Source organism: Pseudomonas subflava, assembly GCF_023823685.1.
GTDB classification, from domain to species: Bacteria; Pseudomonadota; Gammaproteobacteria; order Pseudomonadales; family Pseudomonadaceae; genus Aquipseudomonas; species Aquipseudomonas subflava.
On sequence record NZ_JAMXBF010000003.1, the window covers coordinates 482,985 to 502,080 of the forward strand.

At 66.3% G+C, this 19,096-nt stretch carries 20 protein-coding genes and 1 pseudogene; 11 read left to right on the forward strand and 10 right to left on the reverse strand.

The annotated features are described in order from the left end of the window. Positions 1–54 precede the first annotated feature (54 nt). The gene (locus NF616_RS05615; protein WP_252272139.1) at positions 55–357 is read right to left on the reverse strand and encodes an ArsR/SmtB family transcription factor; all 303 of its coding nucleotides are present in this window, start codon (positions 355–357) and stop codon (positions 55–57) included. Between the two features lie 54 nt (positions 358–411). Further along, positions 412–1,251, reverse strand: coding sequence for a helix-turn-helix transcriptional regulator (locus NF616_RS05620; RefSeq protein WP_252272140.1), 840 nt, complete (start codon positions 1,249–1,251; stop codon positions 412–414). Between the two features lie 115 nt (positions 1,252–1,366). Here NF616_RS05620 and NF616_RS05625 point away from each other — a divergent pair, with 115 nt between their 5' ends. The 8 genes from NF616_RS05625 (at position 1,367) to NF616_RS05660 (ending at position 8,381) form a co-directional block, all read left to right on the forward strand. After that, complete coding sequence (locus NF616_RS05625; RefSeq protein ID WP_252272143.1) at positions 1,367–2,170, forward strand: alpha/beta fold hydrolase; 804 nt, start codon at positions 1,367–1,369, stop codon at positions 2,168–2,170. Positions 2,171–2,289: 119 nt separating this feature from the next. Beyond that, positions 2,290–2,718: an organic hydroperoxide resistance protein gene (locus tag NF616_RS05630; protein ID WP_286674914.1), complete on the forward strand. Its 429-nt coding sequence runs from the start codon at positions 2,290–2,292 to the stop codon at positions 2,716–2,718. 213 nt (positions 2,719–2,931) lie between these two features. After that, entirely contained in the window at positions 2,932–3,828 is an 897-nt protein-coding gene (locus tag NF616_RS05635) for a LysR family transcriptional regulator (protein WP_252272145.1), read from the forward strand. A gap of 4 nt (positions 3,829–3,832) precedes the next feature. After that, entirely contained in the window at positions 3,833–4,735 is a 903-nt protein-coding gene (locus NF616_RS05640) for a LysR family transcriptional regulator (protein ID WP_252272147.1), read from the forward strand. A gap of 147 nt (positions 4,736–4,882) precedes the next feature. After that, a complete protein-coding gene (locus NF616_RS05645) occupies positions 4,883–5,509 on the forward strand; it encodes a glutathione S-transferase family protein (RefSeq protein ID WP_252272149.1) in 627 nt (208 codons plus the stop codon). A gap of 50 nt (positions 5,510–5,559) precedes the next feature. Next, positions 5,560–7,614, forward strand: coding sequence for a pyridoxamine 5'-phosphate oxidase family protein (locus tag NF616_RS05650; protein WP_252272151.1), 2,055 nt, complete (start codon positions 5,560–5,562; stop codon positions 7,612–7,614). Between the two features lie 15 nt (positions 7,615–7,629). Then, on the forward strand, positions 7,630–7,869 hold the full coding sequence (locus tag NF616_RS05655; protein ID WP_252272153.1) for a hypothetical protein: 240 nt from the start codon (positions 7,630–7,632) through the stop codon (positions 7,867–7,869). A gap of 35 nt (positions 7,870–7,904) precedes the next feature. Next, complete coding sequence (locus NF616_RS05660; RefSeq protein WP_252272154.1) at positions 7,905–8,381, forward strand: nuclear transport factor 2 family protein; 477 nt, start codon at positions 7,905–7,907, stop codon at positions 8,379–8,381. 108 nt (positions 8,382–8,489) lie between these two features. On the opposite strand, the pseudogene NF616_RS21250 reads toward NF616_RS05660, so the two are convergent. Further along, positions 8,490–8,887: pseudogene (locus NF616_RS21250) on the reverse strand (DUF1214 domain-containing protein). Positions 8,888–9,084: 197 nt separating this feature from the next. Here NF616_RS21250 and NF616_RS05665 point away from each other — a divergent pair. Beyond that, positions 9,085–10,260, forward strand: coding sequence for a GGDEF domain-containing protein (locus NF616_RS05665; protein WP_252272156.1), 1,176 nt, complete (start codon positions 9,085–9,087; stop codon positions 10,258–10,260). 174 nt (positions 10,261–10,434) lie between these two features. On the opposite strand, the gene NF616_RS05670 is transcribed toward NF616_RS05665, so the two are convergent. The 7 genes from NF616_RS05670 to NF616_RS05700 all read right to left on the reverse strand — a co-directional run bounded on the left by NF616_RS05670 (position 10,435) and on the right by NF616_RS05700 (position 17,841). Then, positions 10,435–10,881 (reverse strand): EF-hand domain-containing protein, encoded by a 447-nt coding sequence (locus tag NF616_RS05670; RefSeq protein WP_252272158.1) that lies wholly within the window; start codon positions 10,879–10,881, stop codon positions 10,435–10,437. A 184-nt stretch (positions 10,882–11,065) separates the two neighbouring features. Then, positions 11,066–11,251, reverse strand: a complete 186-nt coding sequence (locus NF616_RS05675; RefSeq protein ID WP_252272159.1) for a PA3371 family protein — start codon at positions 11,249–11,251, stop codon at positions 11,066–11,068. Between the two features lie 24 nt (positions 11,252–11,275). Then, entirely contained in the window at positions 11,276–11,587 is a 312-nt protein-coding gene (locus NF616_RS05680; RefSeq protein ID WP_252272161.1) for a hypothetical protein, read from the reverse strand. Positions 11,588–11,737: 150 nt separating this feature from the next. Then, a complete protein-coding gene (locus NF616_RS05685; RefSeq protein ID WP_252272163.1) occupies positions 11,738–12,946 on the reverse strand; it encodes a hybrid sensor histidine kinase/response regulator in 1,209 nt (402 codons plus the stop codon). Next, positions 12,940–13,554: a chemotaxis protein CheB gene (locus NF616_RS05690; protein WP_252272165.1), complete on the reverse strand. Its 615-nt coding sequence runs from the start codon at positions 13,552–13,554 to the stop codon at positions 12,940–12,942. Before NF616_RS05690 ends, NF616_RS05685 begins: the two co-directional genes overlap by 7 nt. Beyond that, positions 13,551–14,360, reverse strand: coding sequence for a CheR family methyltransferase (locus NF616_RS05695; protein ID WP_252272167.1), 810 nt, complete (start codon positions 14,358–14,360; stop codon positions 13,551–13,553). The genes NF616_RS05690 and NF616_RS05695 overlap by 4 nt, the downstream gene beginning before the upstream one ends. Position 14,361: 1 nt before the next feature. Then, positions 14,362–17,841 carry a response regulator gene (locus NF616_RS05700; protein ID WP_252272168.1) on the reverse strand — a complete coding sequence of 1,160 codons (3,480 nt, stop codon included), beginning with the start codon at positions 17,839–17,841 and terminating at the stop codon, positions 14,362–14,364. Positions 17,842–17,973: 132 nt separating this feature from the next. On the opposite strand from NF616_RS05700, the gene NF616_RS05705 reads away from it, so the two are divergent. After that, positions 17,974–18,357 (forward strand): response regulator, encoded by a 384-nt coding sequence (locus NF616_RS05705; RefSeq protein ID WP_252272169.1) that lies wholly within the window; start codon positions 17,974–17,976, stop codon positions 18,355–18,357. A 71-nt stretch (positions 18,358–18,428) separates the two neighbouring features. Further along, on the forward strand, positions 18,429–19,085 hold the full coding sequence (locus tag NF616_RS05710; protein ID WP_252272171.1) for a DUF3313 domain-containing protein: 657 nt from the start codon (positions 18,429–18,431) through the stop codon (positions 19,083–19,085). The last annotated feature ends 11 nt before the right edge of the window (positions 19,086–19,096 follow it).

Below are 19,096 nucleotides of genomic sequence, written 5' to 3' on the forward strand. Positions count from 1 at the left end.
CCTCATTTCTACTAATAGGGATATCGGGAATAAGCGATATCAGGTGGCAAAAAATTACAGCTCTGTCCCTATCATCTCGGCTAGGGCATTGATGGCTGCTTCGTTGCGCTTGTAGTAGGTCCACTGACCGATGCGCCTGACTTCGACCAACCCGGCGCGTTGCAGCGTCGCGAGATAATCAGAGACCGTCGACTGCGACAGTCCTACGCCTTCCTGAATACTGCTGACGCAAACGCCGACCGTGAGTACGTCACCCTCATCCTGCGGAGGGAAGCTTTTCACCGGATCCTTCAAACCCTTCAAGATCTCGAGTCGGGTCCGGTTCGATAGCGCTTTGAAAACTTCAAGTAGTTCCATGGCTCCACGATATCGAAATTTTCCGATATGTCAATGCGTGATTGAGTAGCGGTATTACTCTGCTCTCTCCGCCCGCTGCTGACGCAGCCAAGCCTTGGGCGAAATTCCGCACTGTGATTTGAAGGCGCGCGAAAGGGCGGACTCTCCGCTGTAGCCTGCTTCCTCGGCAATCAGTCGAAGCGGTTGGCCATTCTTCAGCCATTTTTGTACGAGCCCGATCCGCCAGCGCTGGAGATAACCGGCGGGCGTCTCACCCAGCGCGTCGCGAAACTGGTTGGCGAACACGCTCCGGGACATCCCCGCTACACCTGCGAGCGATTCAACCGACCAGTTCTTTTCCGGCGCGTCATGAATGGCGACGATCGCCCGCCGCAACTGAACGTGCGCGAGACCGGCGAGCAAGCCGACGTGGGCGCCGCTGCTTTCCATCAACTGCCTCAGCAGTTGGATCAGCAACACCTCGAACAATCGGTTGAGCATGACCTGACGCCCACAGTTGGCAGCTTCTGATTCTGCAAAAAGCAGGGTCAGCACCGGCACGCTGTCGGGCATCTGCGCCAAGGGCAGGCACACGCATATGGGCAGTGCGTTCGCCAGGGGGTTGGCGGCGCCGCCTTCGAATTCAATATGGGCGCAGACAAATTCGGCGCCATGTTCCTGGTCGGTGACAAACCGGTGCGCAACCGGGCGCGGGTAAAACAACAGGGTGGGGCCATCGAGGCAATGAGCCCTGGTGTTGCCGTGCCATACCTCAGCCTTTCCGCTCTTCAGCAAGTGCAATTGCCCATAGGCCAGAGAGCCATCCAGTTCGTTGATGCCGCATAGAGGGCCCGTTTGAAAAGTGCGGGCACTGACGGAGAAGTGCCCTAGCAACGGGGCAAGTCGATCGACCATAAAATACGATCCGTTAAGAAATCAGGACTAACTGTAATTAATCGTATGGTTTCGCGATAGATACTGGCCCCGTCAACGCAACAACACCTCTCACTGATGACCATAGGAACCGGCCATGCTTACTCTCAAATCTCTCGTGTCCACCACCCTTGCCTCGGCAGTCGCCGTGCTTGCACTCAGTGGAACCGCCACTGCACAGCCAGATACCGCCAAACCCACCGTAGTGCTGGTGCATGGCGCGTTTGCCGAGTCCTCGAGCTGGAACGGCGTCGCCGCTCAGCTGCTGAACCAGGGCTACCCGGTAATTGCCACAGCGAACCCGCTGCGTGGGTTGAAGCAAGACGCGGACTACATCGCTGACATCGTCGAGCAAACCGCCGGCCCGGTGATCCTCGTAGGCCATTCCTACGGCGGGGCAGTTATCACCAACGCGGTACACGAAGATCCCAAGGTCAAGGCGCTTGTCTATGTCGCGGCCTTTGCGCCAGACAAGGGAGAAACCGCGATCGAGCTGTCCGGTCGCTACCCTGGCGGCACCCTCGGCCCGACCCTGGCAGCCCCGGTGCTGCTAGACGACGGCAACAAGGACCTCTACATCCAGCAGGACAAGTTCGGGCAACAGTTTGCCGCGGACGTGCCCGCGGCCTCAGCAGCCCTCATGGCCGCGACACAACGTCCGATCAGTGAAGCCGCTTTGACGGAGGGATCTGGCGAGCCGGCGTGGAAGAAGCTGCCGTCCTGGTTCATCTACGGCTCGGCTGACAAGAACATTCCCGAAGCTGCGCTGAAGTTCATGGCCGAGCGTGCTGGCTCGAAAAAGACGGTCACCGTTCCAGGGGCATCCCACGTAGTGATGACATCCAACCCTGAGAAAGTGGCCGCGCTGATCGTCGAAGCTGCGCAAGCGACCACGCATTAAGCAGACCGGCAATAACGGATCAGTCGTCACCTTCGCCAGGCTCGACGGTGACGACTGACCATTCAGTATCAACAAGGCCGCTGAGCGATGCGGCCATGAAACTCCAGAGGGCTACCACCATGTCGATTCAAACCATTGCTTACCGTGCCTACGCAGAAGCCACCGGCGGCCGTGACGGCCGTGCCATCTCTTCCGACGGCGTACTCGACGTCGCGCTGACCACACCGAAAGAGCTCGGCGGAGCCGGTGGCGAGGGCACCAACCCGGAACAGCTATTCGCCGCGGGCTACTCGGCCTGCTTCCTGGGCGCGATGAAATTCGTCGCGGGCCGCGACAAGCTGGCCATGCCAAAAGACGCATCGATTGAGGGTGTAGTCGGTATCGGCGCGATCCCCGGCGGTTTCGGCATAGAAGTCGAATTGCGCATCAGCCTGCCAGGCATGGACCAGGAACAGGCCCAGACGCTGATCGAGCGCGCGCACATTGTCTGCCCCTACTCCAACGCCACCCGCGGCAATATCGACGTCACGCTGACACGGGTCGACTGACTGATTGTCCCGTCGTCATTTTCAGAGGAGTCGGAATGCCAAGCTTCTCGGGTAAGCACCGGGGTAGCTTGGCTGACCGCTTTTGGCCGTTAGCCGCCCTTAGCCAAAACTCCGAATACTCACCCATACACGCCTGATCACCACCTTCAAACGCTAAGCTGTACCACCCAACGCAATCTACGACTGGCGGTGAGTTTGGACAGGTTTCAGGAGATGAAGGTGTTGTTGGCGGTCGCCGAGGCGGAGAGCTTTGCCGGGGGCGCCAAGCTGATGGGCATGTCGCCGCCGAGCGTGACCCGGGTGATCGCGGGGCTGGAGAATCGCCTCGGCACCCTGCTGCTGGCCCGCAGCACGCGCAGCCTGCGCCTGACCGAGGCGGGTCGGCGGTATGTCGAGGACTGCAAGCGCATCCTGCTCGATCTGGAGGAGGCCGATGAGCTGGCCGCCGGCAGCAGCGGTCGCGTGCGCGGCAACCTGACCGTGACGGCGCCGGTGATGTTCGGCGAGCTGTTCCTGATTCCGCTGATCACCGAATACCTCGAACAGCACCCGGAGGTGTCGATCAACGCGCTGCTGGTGGATCGCCTGGTGAGCATGGTCGATGAAGGCCTGGACGTGGCCGTGCGTATCGGCAAGCTGCCCGACAGCGGCCTGCAGGCGATCCGGGTGGGCGCCATCCGCCCGGTGATCTGCGCCGCCCCGGCCTTTCTCGAGCGTGCAGGGCGCCCCCAGGTGCCCAAGGATGTGCTGAACGCGCCCGTCGTCATGTCCTCGGCCAGCAATCTGCTCACCGACTGGCAGTTCAATGGCCCGCAGGGCGCCCTCACCCTGCACCCCAAGCCGCGCCTGCTGGTCAGTTCCAACCAGGCCGCGATCAATGCCGCGCGCATGGGCTGGGGGCTGACGCGGGTGCTGTCGTATCAGGTGGCCGAGCTGGTGGCCAAGGGCGAGCTGGAGATCGTGCTCGAGGACTACGAAACCGCGGCGTTGCCGGTGCACGTGCTGTACCAGGGCAGCAAGCGCATCTCGGCCAAGGTGCGCACCTTCGTCGACTTCTGCACCCAGCGCTTCCAGCAGGACCCGGCGCTGCAGTCGGCGACGGAGGTCTGAGGGCATGAGCCGCTACCGGCAGATGCAGGTGTTCGATGCCGTGGTGCAGGCCGGCAGCCTGGCTGCCGCCGCGCGCCAGCAGGAGCTGTCCGTGGCGACCATCATGCGCACCATCGGCGCCCTGGAGGCGCGCCTCAGCGCCACGCTGCTGATTCGCGGGCCACGCGGGGTGACCCTGAGCCCTGCCGGCGAGCAGTTCGCCCTGAGCTGCCGGCAGATCCTCGAACAGACCGAGGAGGCCGAACGCTCGGCGGTGGGTGTGCATACCTGCTCGGGCGGTCAGCTGACGCTGGCGCTGCCCCTGCTGATGGACCACCAGGTGCTCACGCCCATCGCCCTCGCCTACCTCGACGCCTTCCCCGACGTGCAGCTGGCCACTCGCGCCAGCCACGGCACGCCCAGGCTGCTGGAGGAAGGCATCGACGTGGCGCTGGTGGTCGGCCAGTTGGCCAACTCGTCCGAGTTCGCCCAGCCCCTGGGCGAGGTGCGGCCGATCGTCTGCGCCGCACCCGGCTACCTAGCCCAGTGGGGACGACCGCAAACGCCGGATGACCTCAAGGCCCACCGCGCGGTGATCGCCTCGGCGTCCGGTTACGACGCGCCCTGGCAGTTCCGTTGCGAGCGCAGCATGCGCGTGGTCAAGCCCACGCCGGTGCTGACCTGCACCACCCAGCGCGCGGCCATCCACGCCGCCACCCTGGGCCTGGGGCTGATCCGCTGCATGAGCTACGAAGCCTATGCCGAGCTGCAGAGCGGCCTGCTCGAGCCGGTGCTGCAGCCCTTCGCCAGCGCCGGGGTGCCGGCGCAGCTGATCTACCGCCACGGCCGCCGCGCCGAGGCGCGGGTGCGCAGCTTCATCGACTTCGCCACCCCGCGGCTGCGCGCGCACTCCGCCTTCTGCGGCTGACCTGCGCGTCCCACTCTTTCGGAAAACGGAATTATGGATTGCCCGGGGTGGTGATTCTGCTTGCTCCTGCATAGGCGCAGCATGGCTCCAACAGCGCAACACCCGAACAGCGCGCTGGCCACCCAACCAACCTACGGAGCCACGAACATGACCCACGCCATCAAACTCTACCGCCACCCGCTGTCCGGCCATGCCCATCGCGTCGAGCTGATGCTCGCGCTGCTCAACCTGCCCACCGAGCTGGTGTTCGTCGACCTGGCCAACGGTGCGCACAAGAAGGCCGAGTACCTGGCCATCAACGCCTTCGGCCAGGTGCCGGTGATCGATGACAACGGCACCCTGCTCAGCGACTCCAACGCGATCCTGGTCTACCTGGCCAAGCAGTACGGCAGCGGCAGCTGGCAACTGAACGACCCGCTGCACGAGGCACGCGTGCAGCGCTGGCTGTCGGTGGCCGCCGGCCAGGTCGCCTACGGACCGGCTGCCGCACGGCTGATCACTGTGTTCGGCGCGTCCTTCAACGCCGACGAGGTCATCACCCGCGCCCATGTCCTGCTCAAGGTGATGGAGACCGAACTGGCGGCCAGCCCGTTCCTCGCAGGCCGCGAGCCGAGCATCGCCGACGTCGCCAACTACAGCTACATCGCCCATGCCCCGGAAGGCAACGTGTCGCTGGACGCCTACCCGAACGTGCGGGCCTGGCTGCAACGCATCGAAGCCCTGCCCGGCTTCGTGCCCATGCAACGCACCGCCGCCGGTCTGCGAGCCAGCTGAGTCGACCCGGCTGCCGGGCTCTTCCGGCAGCTCTTTCGAGGAGCGCCGTCATGGACCATCTACCCAAGCACCGTAAGTCGCCCTGGCATGCCGGCGAACGCCAGCTGCAGGAAAAGGTGTACGCCAGCGAGCGCATGGAAGTGATCGGGCAGAAGGTCATCCGCGACTACATGCCCGACCAGCACCGCGAGTTCTACCAGCAGTTGCCGTTCATGGTGGTCGGCGCGGTGGATGCAGACGGTCGCCCCTGGGCGACCCTGCTCGAAGGGCCGGAAGGTTTCGTCACCTCCGCCGATCCACAGCACCTGTACCTCGCCAGCCAGCTCGACGCGCAGGACCCGGCCGCCGCCGGACTGCAGGCGGGCAGCGCCATCGGCATGCTCGGCATCGAGCTGCATACGCGCCGCCGCAACCGCATCAACGGCGTGATCCAGCAGGCCTCGGCCGCAGGCTTCGCGGTGGAGGTCGAACACTCCTACGGCAATTGCCCCAAGTACATCCAGGAACGCTCCTACACCCGCGTCACCGTGCCTGCAGGCGGCAAGCCGCCGCGCCAGGACTTCACCAGCCTGGACGACTACAGCAGTGCGCTGATCCGCGCCGCCGACACCTTCTTCGTCGCCAGCTACGTCGAGCATGACGACCACCGCCGCTCGGTGGACGTCTCCCACCGTGGCGGCCGCGCCGGTTTCGTCAGGGTCGAGGGCAACCGCCTGACCATCCCCGACTACGCCGGCAACCTGTTCTTCAACACCCTGGGCAACCTGCAGGCCAACCCGATCGCCGGCCTGCTGTTCGTCGACTTCGCCAGTGGCGACATGCTGCAAGTCAGCGGGCGCACCGAGCTGCTGCTCGACAGCCCGCTGACCAAGTCTTTCGAAGGCGCCGAGCGGCTGTGGACGGTCGAGGTCGAGCACGTGGCGCTGCGCCCCGCCGCCGTGGGCATCCGCTGGCAGTTCCACGACTACGCCCCCACCAGCCTGGCCACCGGCACCTGGGCGGAGACCGAGGAGCGCGTGCGCCAGTACGAGCAACGCCGGCAATGGCAGCAGTGGCGCGTGGCGCGGGTGCAGCAGGAGAGCAGCGACATCCGCTCGCTGTTCCTCGCCCCGCAGGACAACGCCAGCGTGAACTTCGCCGCCGGCCAGCATCTGCCGATGCGCCTGCAGGCCGGCGACGAAGCTCTGGTCAGGACCTATAGCGTTTCCAGTGCGCCGTCCGACGGGCATATCCGCATCAGCGTGAAGCTGCAGGGCAAGGCCTCGCGCCACCTGCACGAAAACATCCAGGTCGGCGATCTGCTGGAAGTGCGCAGCCCGCTGGGCAGCTTCACCCTGGTGGATGACAGCGAGCGGCCGGTGGTGCTGATCGGTGCTGGCGTCGGCATCACGCCGATGATTTCCATGGCCCGCGAGCTGGTGGCGCAGAACCGCCAGCACCAGCGGGCGCGGCACATCCATCTGTTCCACAGCGCCCGCAGCCTGGCCGAGTTACCCTTCCGCGAGGAGCTGACGGCGCTGCAACAGCAGTCGGACGGGCTGCTACATATCCACCGCGCCCTGAGCAGCCCCGGCGCCGAGGCGCAGCTCGAACGTGACTATCAATTGGCCGGCCGTCTGAGCTTCGCCCAGGTCAAGGCGCGCCTGCCGCTGGACGACTACGACTTCTACCTGTGCGGCCCCAGCGGTTTTCTGCAGGACATGTACGACGGCCTGCGCGGCCTCAACATCCCCGACCAGCGCATCCACGCCGAGGCCTTCGGCCCCTCCGCCCTGCGCCGTTCGCAGAGCGAACAGCCACCGAGCTTGGAGCAGCCACCAGCAGCCACGGTGCCGGTGCCGGTGTACTTCTCCGCCTCGGCCACCGAGGCGCGCTGGAAGCCCGACAGCGGCAGCCTGCTGGAGCTGGCCGAAAGCCGTGGCCTGAGCCCCGAATTCAGCTGCCGTGGCGGCTCGTGCGGCACCTGCGCCGCCAGGCTGGTCAGCGGCGCCGTGCATTACCCCAATCCGCCGGCGCAGCTGCCGGATGGCGACAAGGTGCTGATCTGCTGCGCCGTGCCGGCGCAGACCGACGACAGCCCGCAACCCCTGGTGCTGGATCTCTGACGAGGAGGCCGTGACATGAACAGAAGCGATTTGCGCAGTTGGGAAATGCAGCCGTCCGTGCAATGGCACGACGCACCCGCGTCATCTCCGCCGAGCCGTGACGTCATGGAGTGGGAAGCCAACCTGCTGCTGCCGCAGATGGCCGCGGCGCTCGAACACCCTTGCTCCGCCGCCTCGGCCAACCGCCTGCTCAGCCTGTGGCGCGCGCTACGCACCGGCATTCGTCAGCCAGTCGCCGGCGCCGCGCGCCACTGAACGCCCCAATCCCCTTCGCCCACAGGAGCAAGCCCATGTCCACGCCCGAAATCCGCCAGCCGGTTCCACCCTTCACCCGCGAGACCGCGATCCTCAAGGTGCGTCTGGCCGAAGACGGTTGGAACAGCCGTGATGCCGGCAAGGTGGCCCTCGCCTATACCCCGGATACCCAGTGGCGCAACCGCGCGGAGTTCGCCAGCAGCCGCGCCGAGGCGCAGGCCTTCCTGACCCGCAAGTGGAACAAGGAGCTCGAATACCGCCTGATCAAGGAGCTGTGGGCCTTCACCGAGAACCGCATCGCCGTGCGTTATGCCTACGAATGGCACGACGACTCCGGCAACTGGTTCCGTTCCTACGGCAACGAGAACTGGGAGTTCGCCGACAACGGTCTGATGGCCCACCGCTTCGCCTGCATCAACGACCTGCCCATCAGCGAGGCCGAGCGCAAGTTCCGCTGGCCGCTGGGGCGTCGCCCGGACGATCATCCGGGGCTGTCGGAGCTGGGCCTCTAGCGGACGAGCCGCAAGCGCGGAGGCCGTGACCGCTTGTTTTGGAAGATCCCGGTGACAGGCTACCGGCCGGAGATCGGCGCCCGAAGCAGCGCCGCGGCCTCCGGCTCGTTATAGCGGCTCCGTGGCGGGCATGTGCCGTCGACCCTCGAGCATGCTGGCCTCGGGCAGATAGATTCTGCCGGTCAGGCTGAACGGCCCCTCTTGCGGGATCGGTATCCAGTTGCTGCGTTTCGCGGCATCCGGCGCCTCGCTTTGCAGGAGCAGGTCCAGCGATCCGTCCTCGTTGTATGCGAGCGGATCGCGATCACCCAGGGCATAGCGGCACGGTGGATTGGCGCGTCGCCATCATAGGCGGTCACCGACCAGAAGGCCTTGGCGGGTGGCAGCTGCCCGGCCGCGAAGTGCAGGCGGTAGCGCCGCCCACCCTGCAGTGGCGGGCCCTGACCCTCGAGGTTGGCGTTCGGGTAGAGCGCATCGGCCGCCAGATTCGCACCGAAACCCGCCATGGCCACCACGCGCACCGGGCCGCGCGAGATCGATTGAACGCCCAGCAATCCGGTGACCGACGCGCCGACCGATTGTCATCCGGCGCGACATCTGGCTAGCATTCCCGACATCCAATAGCCCCGCCATCACGCCGGGGAACGTCCTGGCCGGCGTTCCGTCATGCCCTCCGTGCTCGGCTCCCGTCGCTGACTCCCACGTGCTCGAATCCATGGTCACCACCGTCATCCTCGGCATGCTCTGCGTGCATCTGCTGTGTTTCTGCGTGATGTTCCTGCTGATCAGCACCCGGCTGAACGGCAAGAAGATGGGCATGGAAGTATTCGCCCTGGGCAATCTGCTGCTCGGGCTCGCCTACATCCTGCAGTTGCTGGGCGGCCCGGCGGGCTGGGGATTGATGAGCGTCGTCAACCACACGCTCACACTCTGTGCGCCCATCGCCTACGTCCTCGGCGCCCTGCGCTTCTTCGACCGACCGACCCCGGTGTGGCGGCCGCTGCTGACGGTGGCGGCCGGTTATACCGCGATGCAGGTGCTGGTGCAGACGACGCTCGGCAGCGAGGCCCGTCACGCGTTACTGGCGGGCTCGTGCGCCGCGCTCTTTCTGGCCATGGCCCTGGCCGCGCTCTACGCCGGCCGCGCCGTTGCGCGGGACCTGCGCGCCGAGATGGCGGTGTTCGCCGTGCTGATCGGCGTCCTCGGCGCGCTCAATGCCGCGAAGCTGGTGGTGATCCTTTCCGGCGGCCTCGAGGCCCTCGACCTGAACAGCGCCTTTCAGCGGACCTTCTACATCTACATGTCCTTCCTCGGCACCGTGCTGCCGCCGTGCGTGGTCTGGCTGGTGCTGCGCCGACTCACGGACGAACTGCGCAGCATGGCCGCCCACGACCCGCTCACCCGGGTGCTGAACCGGCGCGGGCTGATGGAAGGCCTGGAGGCGCACTTCCGCTCGCGAACGGCCGGGCCGGCCTACCTGCTGATCGTCGATATCGATCACTTCAAGGACATCAACGACACCCATGGCCACCAGGTGGGCGACCGGGTGATCTGCCACGTCGCCCAGGTCCTCAAGGCCAGCGCCCGCCAGGGCGATCTGATCTGCCGGCTGGGTGGCGAGGAGTTCGTGGTGATCAGCCTGGACACGACCCGGGACGGCGCCTTGCAGCTGGCAGAACGCACCCGCGCGGCGATCGAACACAGCGAAGTCCCCGGCACCAGCCCGGACCGGCCGCTGAGCTGCACCGTGACCCTCGGCGTCTCGGCGGGACTCACAAGTGCGCAGGCCCTCGACGCCTGCATCCAGCAGGCGGATGCCGCGCTCTACCGGGGCAAGGCGGCGGGGCGCAATCGCGTCGAGTGCGTTCACGCGACGTGATCGGGCAGCCGCCGTAGCGGCCCGTTGCGGTAATGCAGGCGCAGGTCACCGCGAGCCGACCAGCCCAGATTGGCTAGCTGCCGAAGATGAAAGCGCTGTACCGCTCTGCCTTGAGGTCCGAGACTCACGCACGCCCTGAGCCCCCGACAGGGGCCGGGCTAGGCCCGGGCCCCGTCATCGGGGTGACGCGGCCTCGCCGCGGAAGCGCTGCAGCTCCTCGCGGGTCACCTCGCGGTTGCCGTCTGCGTCGGCCAGCAGCATCAGGGCGACGGCAGCGTCCGCGTACTCCGCTTCGGTCACCTTGCCGTCGCGGTTGCCGTCCCAGTATTCCAGCGTCTTGCGCGCCACCGATGCCAGCACGTCGGCCGGCCATACCCCGTCGGGACAGGACTCGGCGGCCGTGAACTCGGCGATCTCCTGCGCCTCGACGCCGCCGCTGGCATCGCGGTCGATGCGGAGGAAGTTCGCCGGCGCCACGACCCGCGCCTCGTCCACGGAGATCGCGCCGTCGCCGTTGGTGTCTTCCGCATGGAAGATGTCCTCGATATCGGCGGCGAAGCCATGGGCGCCGGTCAACGCGAGAAGCAGGCCGGCGAAACGAATCCGAGCGAGCGAGGGCATCTGGACTTCCTGTGGCGGCAGGCGGACGAACGCTCCGCCGGATGACATGGAAGCTGGGAATCTAGGGGCGCGGGGAGGCGGGGGCAATTAGCACATGTGCACTAGCGCGGCCGCGGCGGAAGCCGTTACCCCCTTTCGAGGGCAACAAAAAGCCGCCCGCAGGCGGCTGAGATCGAACCCGCGCTCAGCGCAGGATCGGGTCGAACTTGAAGCGGCGGCCCGCCACCAGCGCGAAGGCGAAGGCGAAACCGAAGAAGCCCGAAGCGCATTTCAGTGCCAGCGCGGGGATCTCGGCCATATCGGGGTTCAGCCAGAGGGAACCCAGGCTCAGCAGGGTCATGATCAGCAGAAACACGGCGCTACGGGACATGGCAGGCTCCTTTCGGTCGGTCGCTTAGAACACCCAGCGCGGGGTGCTGTCGGACGGGCGCGGCTGGCGGGCGGCGGTGTCGGTGTCACCCTGGTCGGAGATGCGCACCCAGCGGCCGTCCTCGCGTGCGGCGCGGGAGGCCTGACGACGCAGCTCGGCATAACCGTCGAGGTCGAGGAGGGAAGTGGCATCCTGAGCCTGGCCGACCTGGACGGCCGGTACGGTCAGTTCTGCGGTCTTCGCGGCGGCGCCGGCCGAGCCGGTGAACTCCGTGGCGTAAGCTCCATTGACCAGCAGTGCGGCAGCGCAGAACAGGCTCAGGTGAACAGTGTGCATGGTGCTTCTCCGTCAGCGGGTGAATGGGGCTTACGGAGACTGATGTTGCAGCGGCCATGCCAACTTATTCGCTTTAAAATTTCCTTTTAAATCAGCAACTTATTTTATCGATGACACCACCGTGTCATGCGCTTTGCAAAGTGCACGCTTTTACTCATTGCAAATTGCACGACCGTGCAGGCGCGGCAGCAGGACGGTGAAGCAGGAACCCTCGCCTACCCGGCTGCACACGGTGATATGTCCGCCGTGGGCATGGACGATCTGCTCGCTGATGTAGAGCCCCAGGCCGAGCCCCTGGGCGACGCTGGTGTCGCCGACCCGCTCGAACTGCTCGAAGATGCGCCGCTGGTCGACCTCGGAGATGCCCAGGCCCCGGTCGCGCACCTCGGCGCAGACCTGTTCGCCCTCTTCCCAGACGCGCATCGTCACCGGCTTGCCACCGCCGTAGCGCAGGGCGTTGGTCAGCAGGTTGGCCAGCACCTGCTCGATGCGGAATTCGTCCATCAGCACGGGCGCGGGACCATCGACCGCCAGCTCCACATGGCAGCCGGCGCTGGCGAACTGGGCCGCCAGGTTTTCCACCACGCGCCCGGCCAGCACGCCCAAATCGCCGGGCTGCGGGCGGATCGACAGCTTGCCAGTGCGGATGCGGGTCACGTCCAGCATGTCGTCGATCAGCCGGGTCAGGCTGCGGATCTGCCGCTCGTCGCGGGCGGTCATCTCGCGCAGCTTGTCCAGGGTGAAGGCCTCGTCGCGGTTCTGCTGCAGGCGCATCTTGCGCAGCTGCACCTCCAGCGTCAGGCCGTTGAGTGGCGTGCGCAGCTCGTGGGACACCACCGACATGAACACGTCGCGCATCTGCACGGCCTTCTGCAGCTCCGTCTGCGTCTCGCGCAGTTCGGTGAGCAGCGCTTCCTGCTCCCGACGAGCCGCCTGCAGTTCCTCGAGCTGATGGCTCAGCGCCTTGCGCTGGCGATACAGCTCGACGAACACCGCCACCTTGCTGCGCACCTCGAACGGCGAGAGCGGCTTGTGCAGGAAATCCACCGCGCCGCTCTCGTAGCCCTTGAACGCGTAGTTCAGCTCGCGCCCGGCGGCACTGACGAAGATGATCGGGATGTGCTTGGTCTTCTCCGTACCGCGCATCAGCTCGGCCAGCTCGAAGCCGTTCATGCCAGGCATCTGCACGTCGAGAATGGCCAGCGCGAACTCGTGTTCCAGCAGCAGCGACAGCGCCTGGTCGGCGTTGGCAGCCTGGTAGACGGTGCGCTCGTCGTCCTGGATGAGCTTGTGCAGCGCCAGCAGGTTTTCCGGCAGATCATCGACGATCAGCAGCTTGGCTTCGATCTTCCTCAACATAGGGGGGCATCCAGTTCGGCGAGCAGCGTGCGCATGGCATCGATGGGCAGGAGAAAGTCCGGCTGCAACAGCGCCAGCGCCGCCTCCGGCATGGTCCGCACCTGAGCGTCGGACGGTGTTTGTACCAGTGTCAGGCCACCGGCCCGGGCAATCGCCAGCAGGCCGGCGGCGCCGTCCTCGTTGGCGCCAGTAAGCAGCGCGCCAGCTGCCCCGGCGCCATAGGCGTCGGCGGCGGACTCGAAGAGAATGTCGATCGAGGGTCGGGAAAAGTGTCGGGGTTCTTCGCGGCTCAGCGAGAAGCTGCGATCCATCTCGATGGAAAGATGGTAGCCCGCCGGCGCCACGTAAAGCACGCCGCCACGCAGACGCTCCTTGTCCTCGGCCTCCTTGACCGCCAAACCCACACGGCGGGCGAGCAGCTCCACCAGCAGGTTGTCGCCGCTCTCCGGCATATGCAGCATGCACACCACCGGCAGGCGGAAGTCTGCCGGCAGCCCATCGAACAGGTTCATCAGCGCCTCGACGCCACCTGCCGACGCACCGACCAGAATGGCCTCCAGCGGCGCACGCGAACGCCCGCGCAGGCGGATCTGCGGTTGCCTGCTCATCGCTTGCGGAAGATCCGTTCCTGCCGCACCAGCGCCTCGAACTGCCGGGCGTAGCCGGAGAAGTCCAGGCTCTCCTTGCTGCCCAGGCCGAGGAAACCGCGGTGGCAGAGCGACTCGTGGAACAGCCCCAGGGCCCGGTCCTGCAGGCCGCGGTTGAAGTAGATCAGCACGTTGCGGCAGGAGATCAGCTGGGTCTCGGCGAACACGCTGTCGGTGGCCAGGCTGTGATCGGCGAAGGTCACGTTGTCACGCAGCGTCTTGTCGAACAGCGCGCGGTCGTAGGCCGCGGTGTAGTAATCGGAGAACGCGCGCTTGCCGCCGGAGCGCTGGTAGTTCTCGGTATAGGTGCGGATGTGGTCGAGGGCGAAGATACCCTGCTCGGCCTTCTCCAGCGAATGTGGATTGATGTCGGTGGCATAAATCATGGTCCGCTCGAGCAGCCCTTCCTCGCGCAGCAGGATGGCCAGCGAATACACCTCTTCGCCGGTGCTGCAGCCGGCCACCCACACCTTCAGCGATGGGTAGGTGTGCAGCAGCGGCACCACCTGCTGGCGCAGGGCGAGGAAGTAGCCGGGGTCGCGAAACATCTCGCTGACCGGGATGGTGAGGAACTGCAGCAGCTGCATGAACGCCTTGGGGTCATGAAGGATGCGTTCCTGCAGGGCCGAGATGGTCGGGCAGTCCAGCTGCGCCTGGGCCTGGCGCACCCGCCGCTTCAGCGACGCGCCCGCGTAGTCGCGGAAGTCGTAGCTGTAGCGCAGGTAGATCGCCTCGATCAGCAGGCGCAGTTCGATCTCGTCGGGCATTTCAGAGGCGTTCCAGCTTGGGCATCCACACGCGGATCAGCGAGAACAGCCGATCCAGCTCGATGGGTTTGGCCAGGTAGTCGTTGGCGCCCGCCTCGCGGCAGCGCTCCTGATCGTCCTTCATCGCCTTGGCGGTGACCGCGATGATCGGCAGGTTCTTCCAGCGCGCCTCCTTGCGGATCTGCCGGGTGGCCTCGTACCCATCCATCTCCGGCATCATCACGTCCATCAGCACCAGGTCGATGTCGTCGTGTTCGCGCAGCTTGGCCAGCGCCTCGTGGCCATTGCGCGCCACTTCCACCACCGCGCCCTTCTGCTCCAGCGCGCTGGACAGGGCGAAGATGTTGCGCACGTCGTCGTCCACCAGCAGCAGGCGCCGGCCCTCGAACAGCTTGTCACGGCTGCGCGCCGTCTTGAGCATGCGCTGGCGCTCGCTGGACAGCTCGGCCTCGACCTTGTGCAGGAACAGGGTGACCTCGTCGAGCAGGCGCTCCGGCGAGCGGGCGCCCTTGATGATGATCGAGCGCGAGTACTTCATCAGCTCGGCCTCTTCGTCGCGGGTCAGGTTGCGCCCGGTGTAGACGATCACCGGCGGGAACGAACAGATGTCCTCGGCGGCCATGCGCCGCAACAGCTCGTTGCCCTGCATGTCCGGCAGCTTGAGGTCGATGATCATGCAGTCGAACACCGTCTCGCGCAGCTTCTCCAGCGCCTCGCCGGCGAACGCCACGGCGGTGATCTCGATGTCCTCGTCGCCGATCAGGCGGGCAATGCTGTCGCGCTGCAGCGGATCGTCTTCGACCAGCAGCACGCGCTTGACCTGCTGGTTGAGCTTGGCCTCGAGCTTGCCGAACACGTCCTTGAGCTGGTCGCGGCTGGTGGGCTTGAGCGCGTAGCCGACCGCACCCAGGTGCAGGGCCGCCTCGCTGTGGTCCTCGACCGACACCACGTGGACGGGGATGTGTCGGGTCTGCGCGTCATCCTTCAGGCGCTGCAGCACGCCGAGGCCGGAGCCATCGGGCAGGTGCATGTCGAGCAGAATGGCGTCGGGGCGATGCAGGCGCGCCAGTTCCAGGCCCTCGTCGGCGCCTGGCGCCACCAGGCAGGCGTAGCCGAGTTCGTGGGCCAGGTCGAAGAGAATGCGGGCGAAGCGCGCCTCGTCCTCCACCACCAGCACGCAACGGCCACCGCGCTCGGCCAGCAGCTCGCGGTCGTCAGGGAAGGGCGCGGCCGGGCGCGCCACGGCCGGCACTGGGGCCGGCTGGCGCGGCGCCGGCACGGGTGCCGGCAGCGGTTGCGGCTCGATGCGCGGCGCCTCGTCCATGCGCTCGGCCACCAGCAGGGTGAACACGCTGCCCTCACCGGGCACGCTGCTGACGCCGATGCTGCCGCCAAGCAGTTGCGCCAGATCGCGCGAGATGGACAGACCGAGGCCGGTGCCGCCATAGCGGCGGTTGGTGGTGCCATCGGCCTGGCGGAAGGCTTCGAAGATCACCTCCTGCTGGTCGAGCGCGATGCCGATACCGGTGTCGCGCACGGCGAAGGCCAAGGTGCGCTCGTCATGTCGCGACACGCTCAGGGTGACGCAACCGCGCTCGGTGAACTTGAACGCGTTGGACAGCAGGTTGCGCAGGATCTGCTCCAGGCGTTGGCGATCGGTAAACAGCACCTCCGGCACGCCGGCGTGCAGCTCGACCTCGAAGCCCAGGCCGCGATCGCCGGCCAAGGGGGCGAACACGTCGCGCAGGCCTTCGAGCATGCTGGCGAGCAGGGTGCGCTCGGGGCGCACCTCCAGCTTGCCGGCCTCGACCTTGGCGATGTCGAGGATGTCGTTGATCAGATTGAGCAGGTCGTTGCCGGCCGAGTAGATGGACTCGGCGAACTTCACCTGCTCGCCATCCAGATTGCCCTGGGGGTTTTCCGCCAGCAGCTTGGCCAGGATCAGCGAGCTGTTCAGCGGCGTGCGCAGCTCGTGGCTCATGTTGGCGAGGAATTCAGACTTGTAGCGGCTGGCGCGCTGCAGCTCCTCGGCGCGCTCTTCCAGCTGCACCTGGATGCGGCCCAGGGCGACGTTGCGCTGGTCCAGTTCGTCGCGCTGGTCGGCCAGCACCTGGGTCTGCTCGGAGAGCTTCTCGTTGGTCTGCTCCAGTTCGGCCTGCTGGGTCTCCAGGTGCGCCTGGGACTCCTTGAGCAGGCGCGCCTGCTGCTCCAGCTCCTCGTTGGCGGCGCGCAGTTCTTCCTGCTGGGTCTGCAGCTCCTCGTTGAGCTGCTGGGTCTCGGCCAGCACTTCCTGCAGGCGCTGGCGATAGCGCGCGGCTTCCAACGAGGCGCCGACGGCGCCGGCGATGGACTCCAGGAATTCCTGGTCGCGCGCGCCGAGCGGGCGCATGAAGGCCAGCTCGAGCACGCCGTTGGTACGGTCGTCAGCCTGCAGCGGCACCAGGATCACGCTGGCCGGCGCGCCCTCGCCGAGGCCGGAAGCGACCTTGATGTAATCGTCCGGCAGCTGCTCCAGCTGCACCGGGCGGCGGCTCTGGGCCACCTGTCCGACCAGGCCGTCGTTGCGATAGAACTGCTGCCCCAGCGACTCGTCGTTGCTGAAGCCGTAGCCGGCGATGCGCTGCAGGTCGCCGGTCTGCAGGTCGCGCAGATAGAGGGCGGAGACCACGCAGCCGAGGTATTCGGCGAGGAACTCCAGGGAGCGATCGGCCAGGTCCTGCACCTGCTGCTGGCCAATCAGGCGCTCGGCGAGCTGGGTCTGGCCGCCGCGCAGCCAGGCGCGCTGGCGTTGCTCCTCGGCGTAAGCGGCCTGCTTGTCCATGGCCTCGGAATACACGCGCGACAGGTTGAGCAGCTCGCGACGGCCGAACAGCGCTAGCAGGCCGCTGAACAGGATGCTTACCAGCAAGTAGGCGCCGGTGCTCCAGGTGGTGCTACTGCTGACGTCCTCATTGCGCTCCTGGCGCAGGGTGCGCTCGCTGCCGATGAAGGCGTCCAGTTCGCGACGCATGGCGTCGGTCAGGCTCTTGCCGCGCCCGCGGATCACGTCACCGAGAAAGTCGGCTCCGCCACGGCGGGCGGCAATCATCTCCTGGGCGTATTCGTCCCACTGCTGCTGCAGCGCCAGCAGCCGCTGGGTACGCTGAACCTGCATGGGGTTGTCGGCGATCTGCACGGCGAGCTGCTCCACCAGCGGAGCGAATTTCACCCGCGCCAGCTGGTAGGGCTCGAGGTATTCCTCGTTGCCGCTGAGCAGGAATCCGCGCATGCCGGTTTCCATGTCCAGGCTCAGCTTGTAGATTTCACTGGCGCGATTGAGTACCTGGTCGGTGTGTTCCACCCACTTGAACGCATTGAGCAGGTAGCCGATCACCGCGGCGAAGAACAGCGCGCTGAGCAGCCCGAGCCCCAGGGGCAGGCTGACGTTGCGGCTGAGAATACGACGAAAACTTTCCTCGTCCATTGCGGACTGATTCGACATGGGGATGTCCATTCGTTGGCTGACTCGCTGCTTCTGATCCGGGCGCGTATGGCGCACTGACCGCGCGCGCGCCCCGAAGTTTGCCAAACATTTGCGCGTTTCGCCGCCCCGATTACCACGACAGAGGAACCGATGACCGCCACCCCCAAGAAGATCCTGCTGGTCGAAGACGATCAGGTCGTACGTCTGCTCACCCTCGAAGTCCTCGAGGAGTTCGGCTACCAGGTGCTGCCCTTCGAGGAGGCGCCCGGCGCGCTGGAGGCGCTGCGCGGAGACGAGCACTTCGATCTGCTGATGACCGACGTCGGCCTGCCGGGCATGGACGGCCGCCAGCTGGTACGCGCCGCCCGCCAGTTGCGACCCAACCTGCCGGTACTGTTCGCCAGTGGCTATGGCGAACGCGAACTGCTCGACGAGGTGCGCGCGAGCCATCCCGACGCGGCCAGCGAGGCCGTCGTCAAACCCTACGATCTGGCCCTGCTGGAGCGCCTGCTGGGCGAGCTTACAGGCGGCTAGCACACGGCCTGGCGGGATAGCGAAGCGACATCTAGGCTGGTGGCATTCTCCCTGGAACAGGAGCGTCCACCATGTCCCGCGCCTCCCCGCTTTGCCTGGGCCTGCTCGCCGGCCTGCTACTCACCGGCTGCGCCAGCCAGACCACCCAGCCCTCGCAGTACTCCGGCTTCCTCGCCGACTATTCGGAGCTCAAGCCGGCCAGCTCGGCGAGTGGCGCGCCGGTGCTGCGCTGGGTCTCCCCGGACTACAAGGCGACCGACTACGTCTCGGTCTACGTCGAAAAGCCGGTGTTCTACCCGGCGCCCAAGCCCAGCGACCAGGTCAGCCAGGCGACGCTGGAGCAGATCACCGACTACCTGAAGCAGGCCATCGAGCGCGAACTGTCGCAACGCATGCAGGTGGTCGACACGCCGACCCGCGACAGCCTGGTGCTGCGCAGCGCGATCACCGGCGTTGACAGTTCCGCCGAGGGCCTCAAGGTCTACGAGGTGATCCCCATCGCCCTGGTCGCCGCGGCCGCCAGCACCGCGGCGGGTACCCGCGACCGCGACACCAACATCTACGTCGAGCTGGAGGCGGTGAACGCCGAGAACAACCAGCCAATGGTGCGGGTGGTGCGCAAGGGCCACGGCCTGCAGCTGGAGAACGACAGCAGCCAGCTGACGCTCGACGACCTCAAGCCGGCGCTGGATACCTGGGCCAAGGACGCCCGCAGCTTCAAACCCTGATGGGCCGCCAT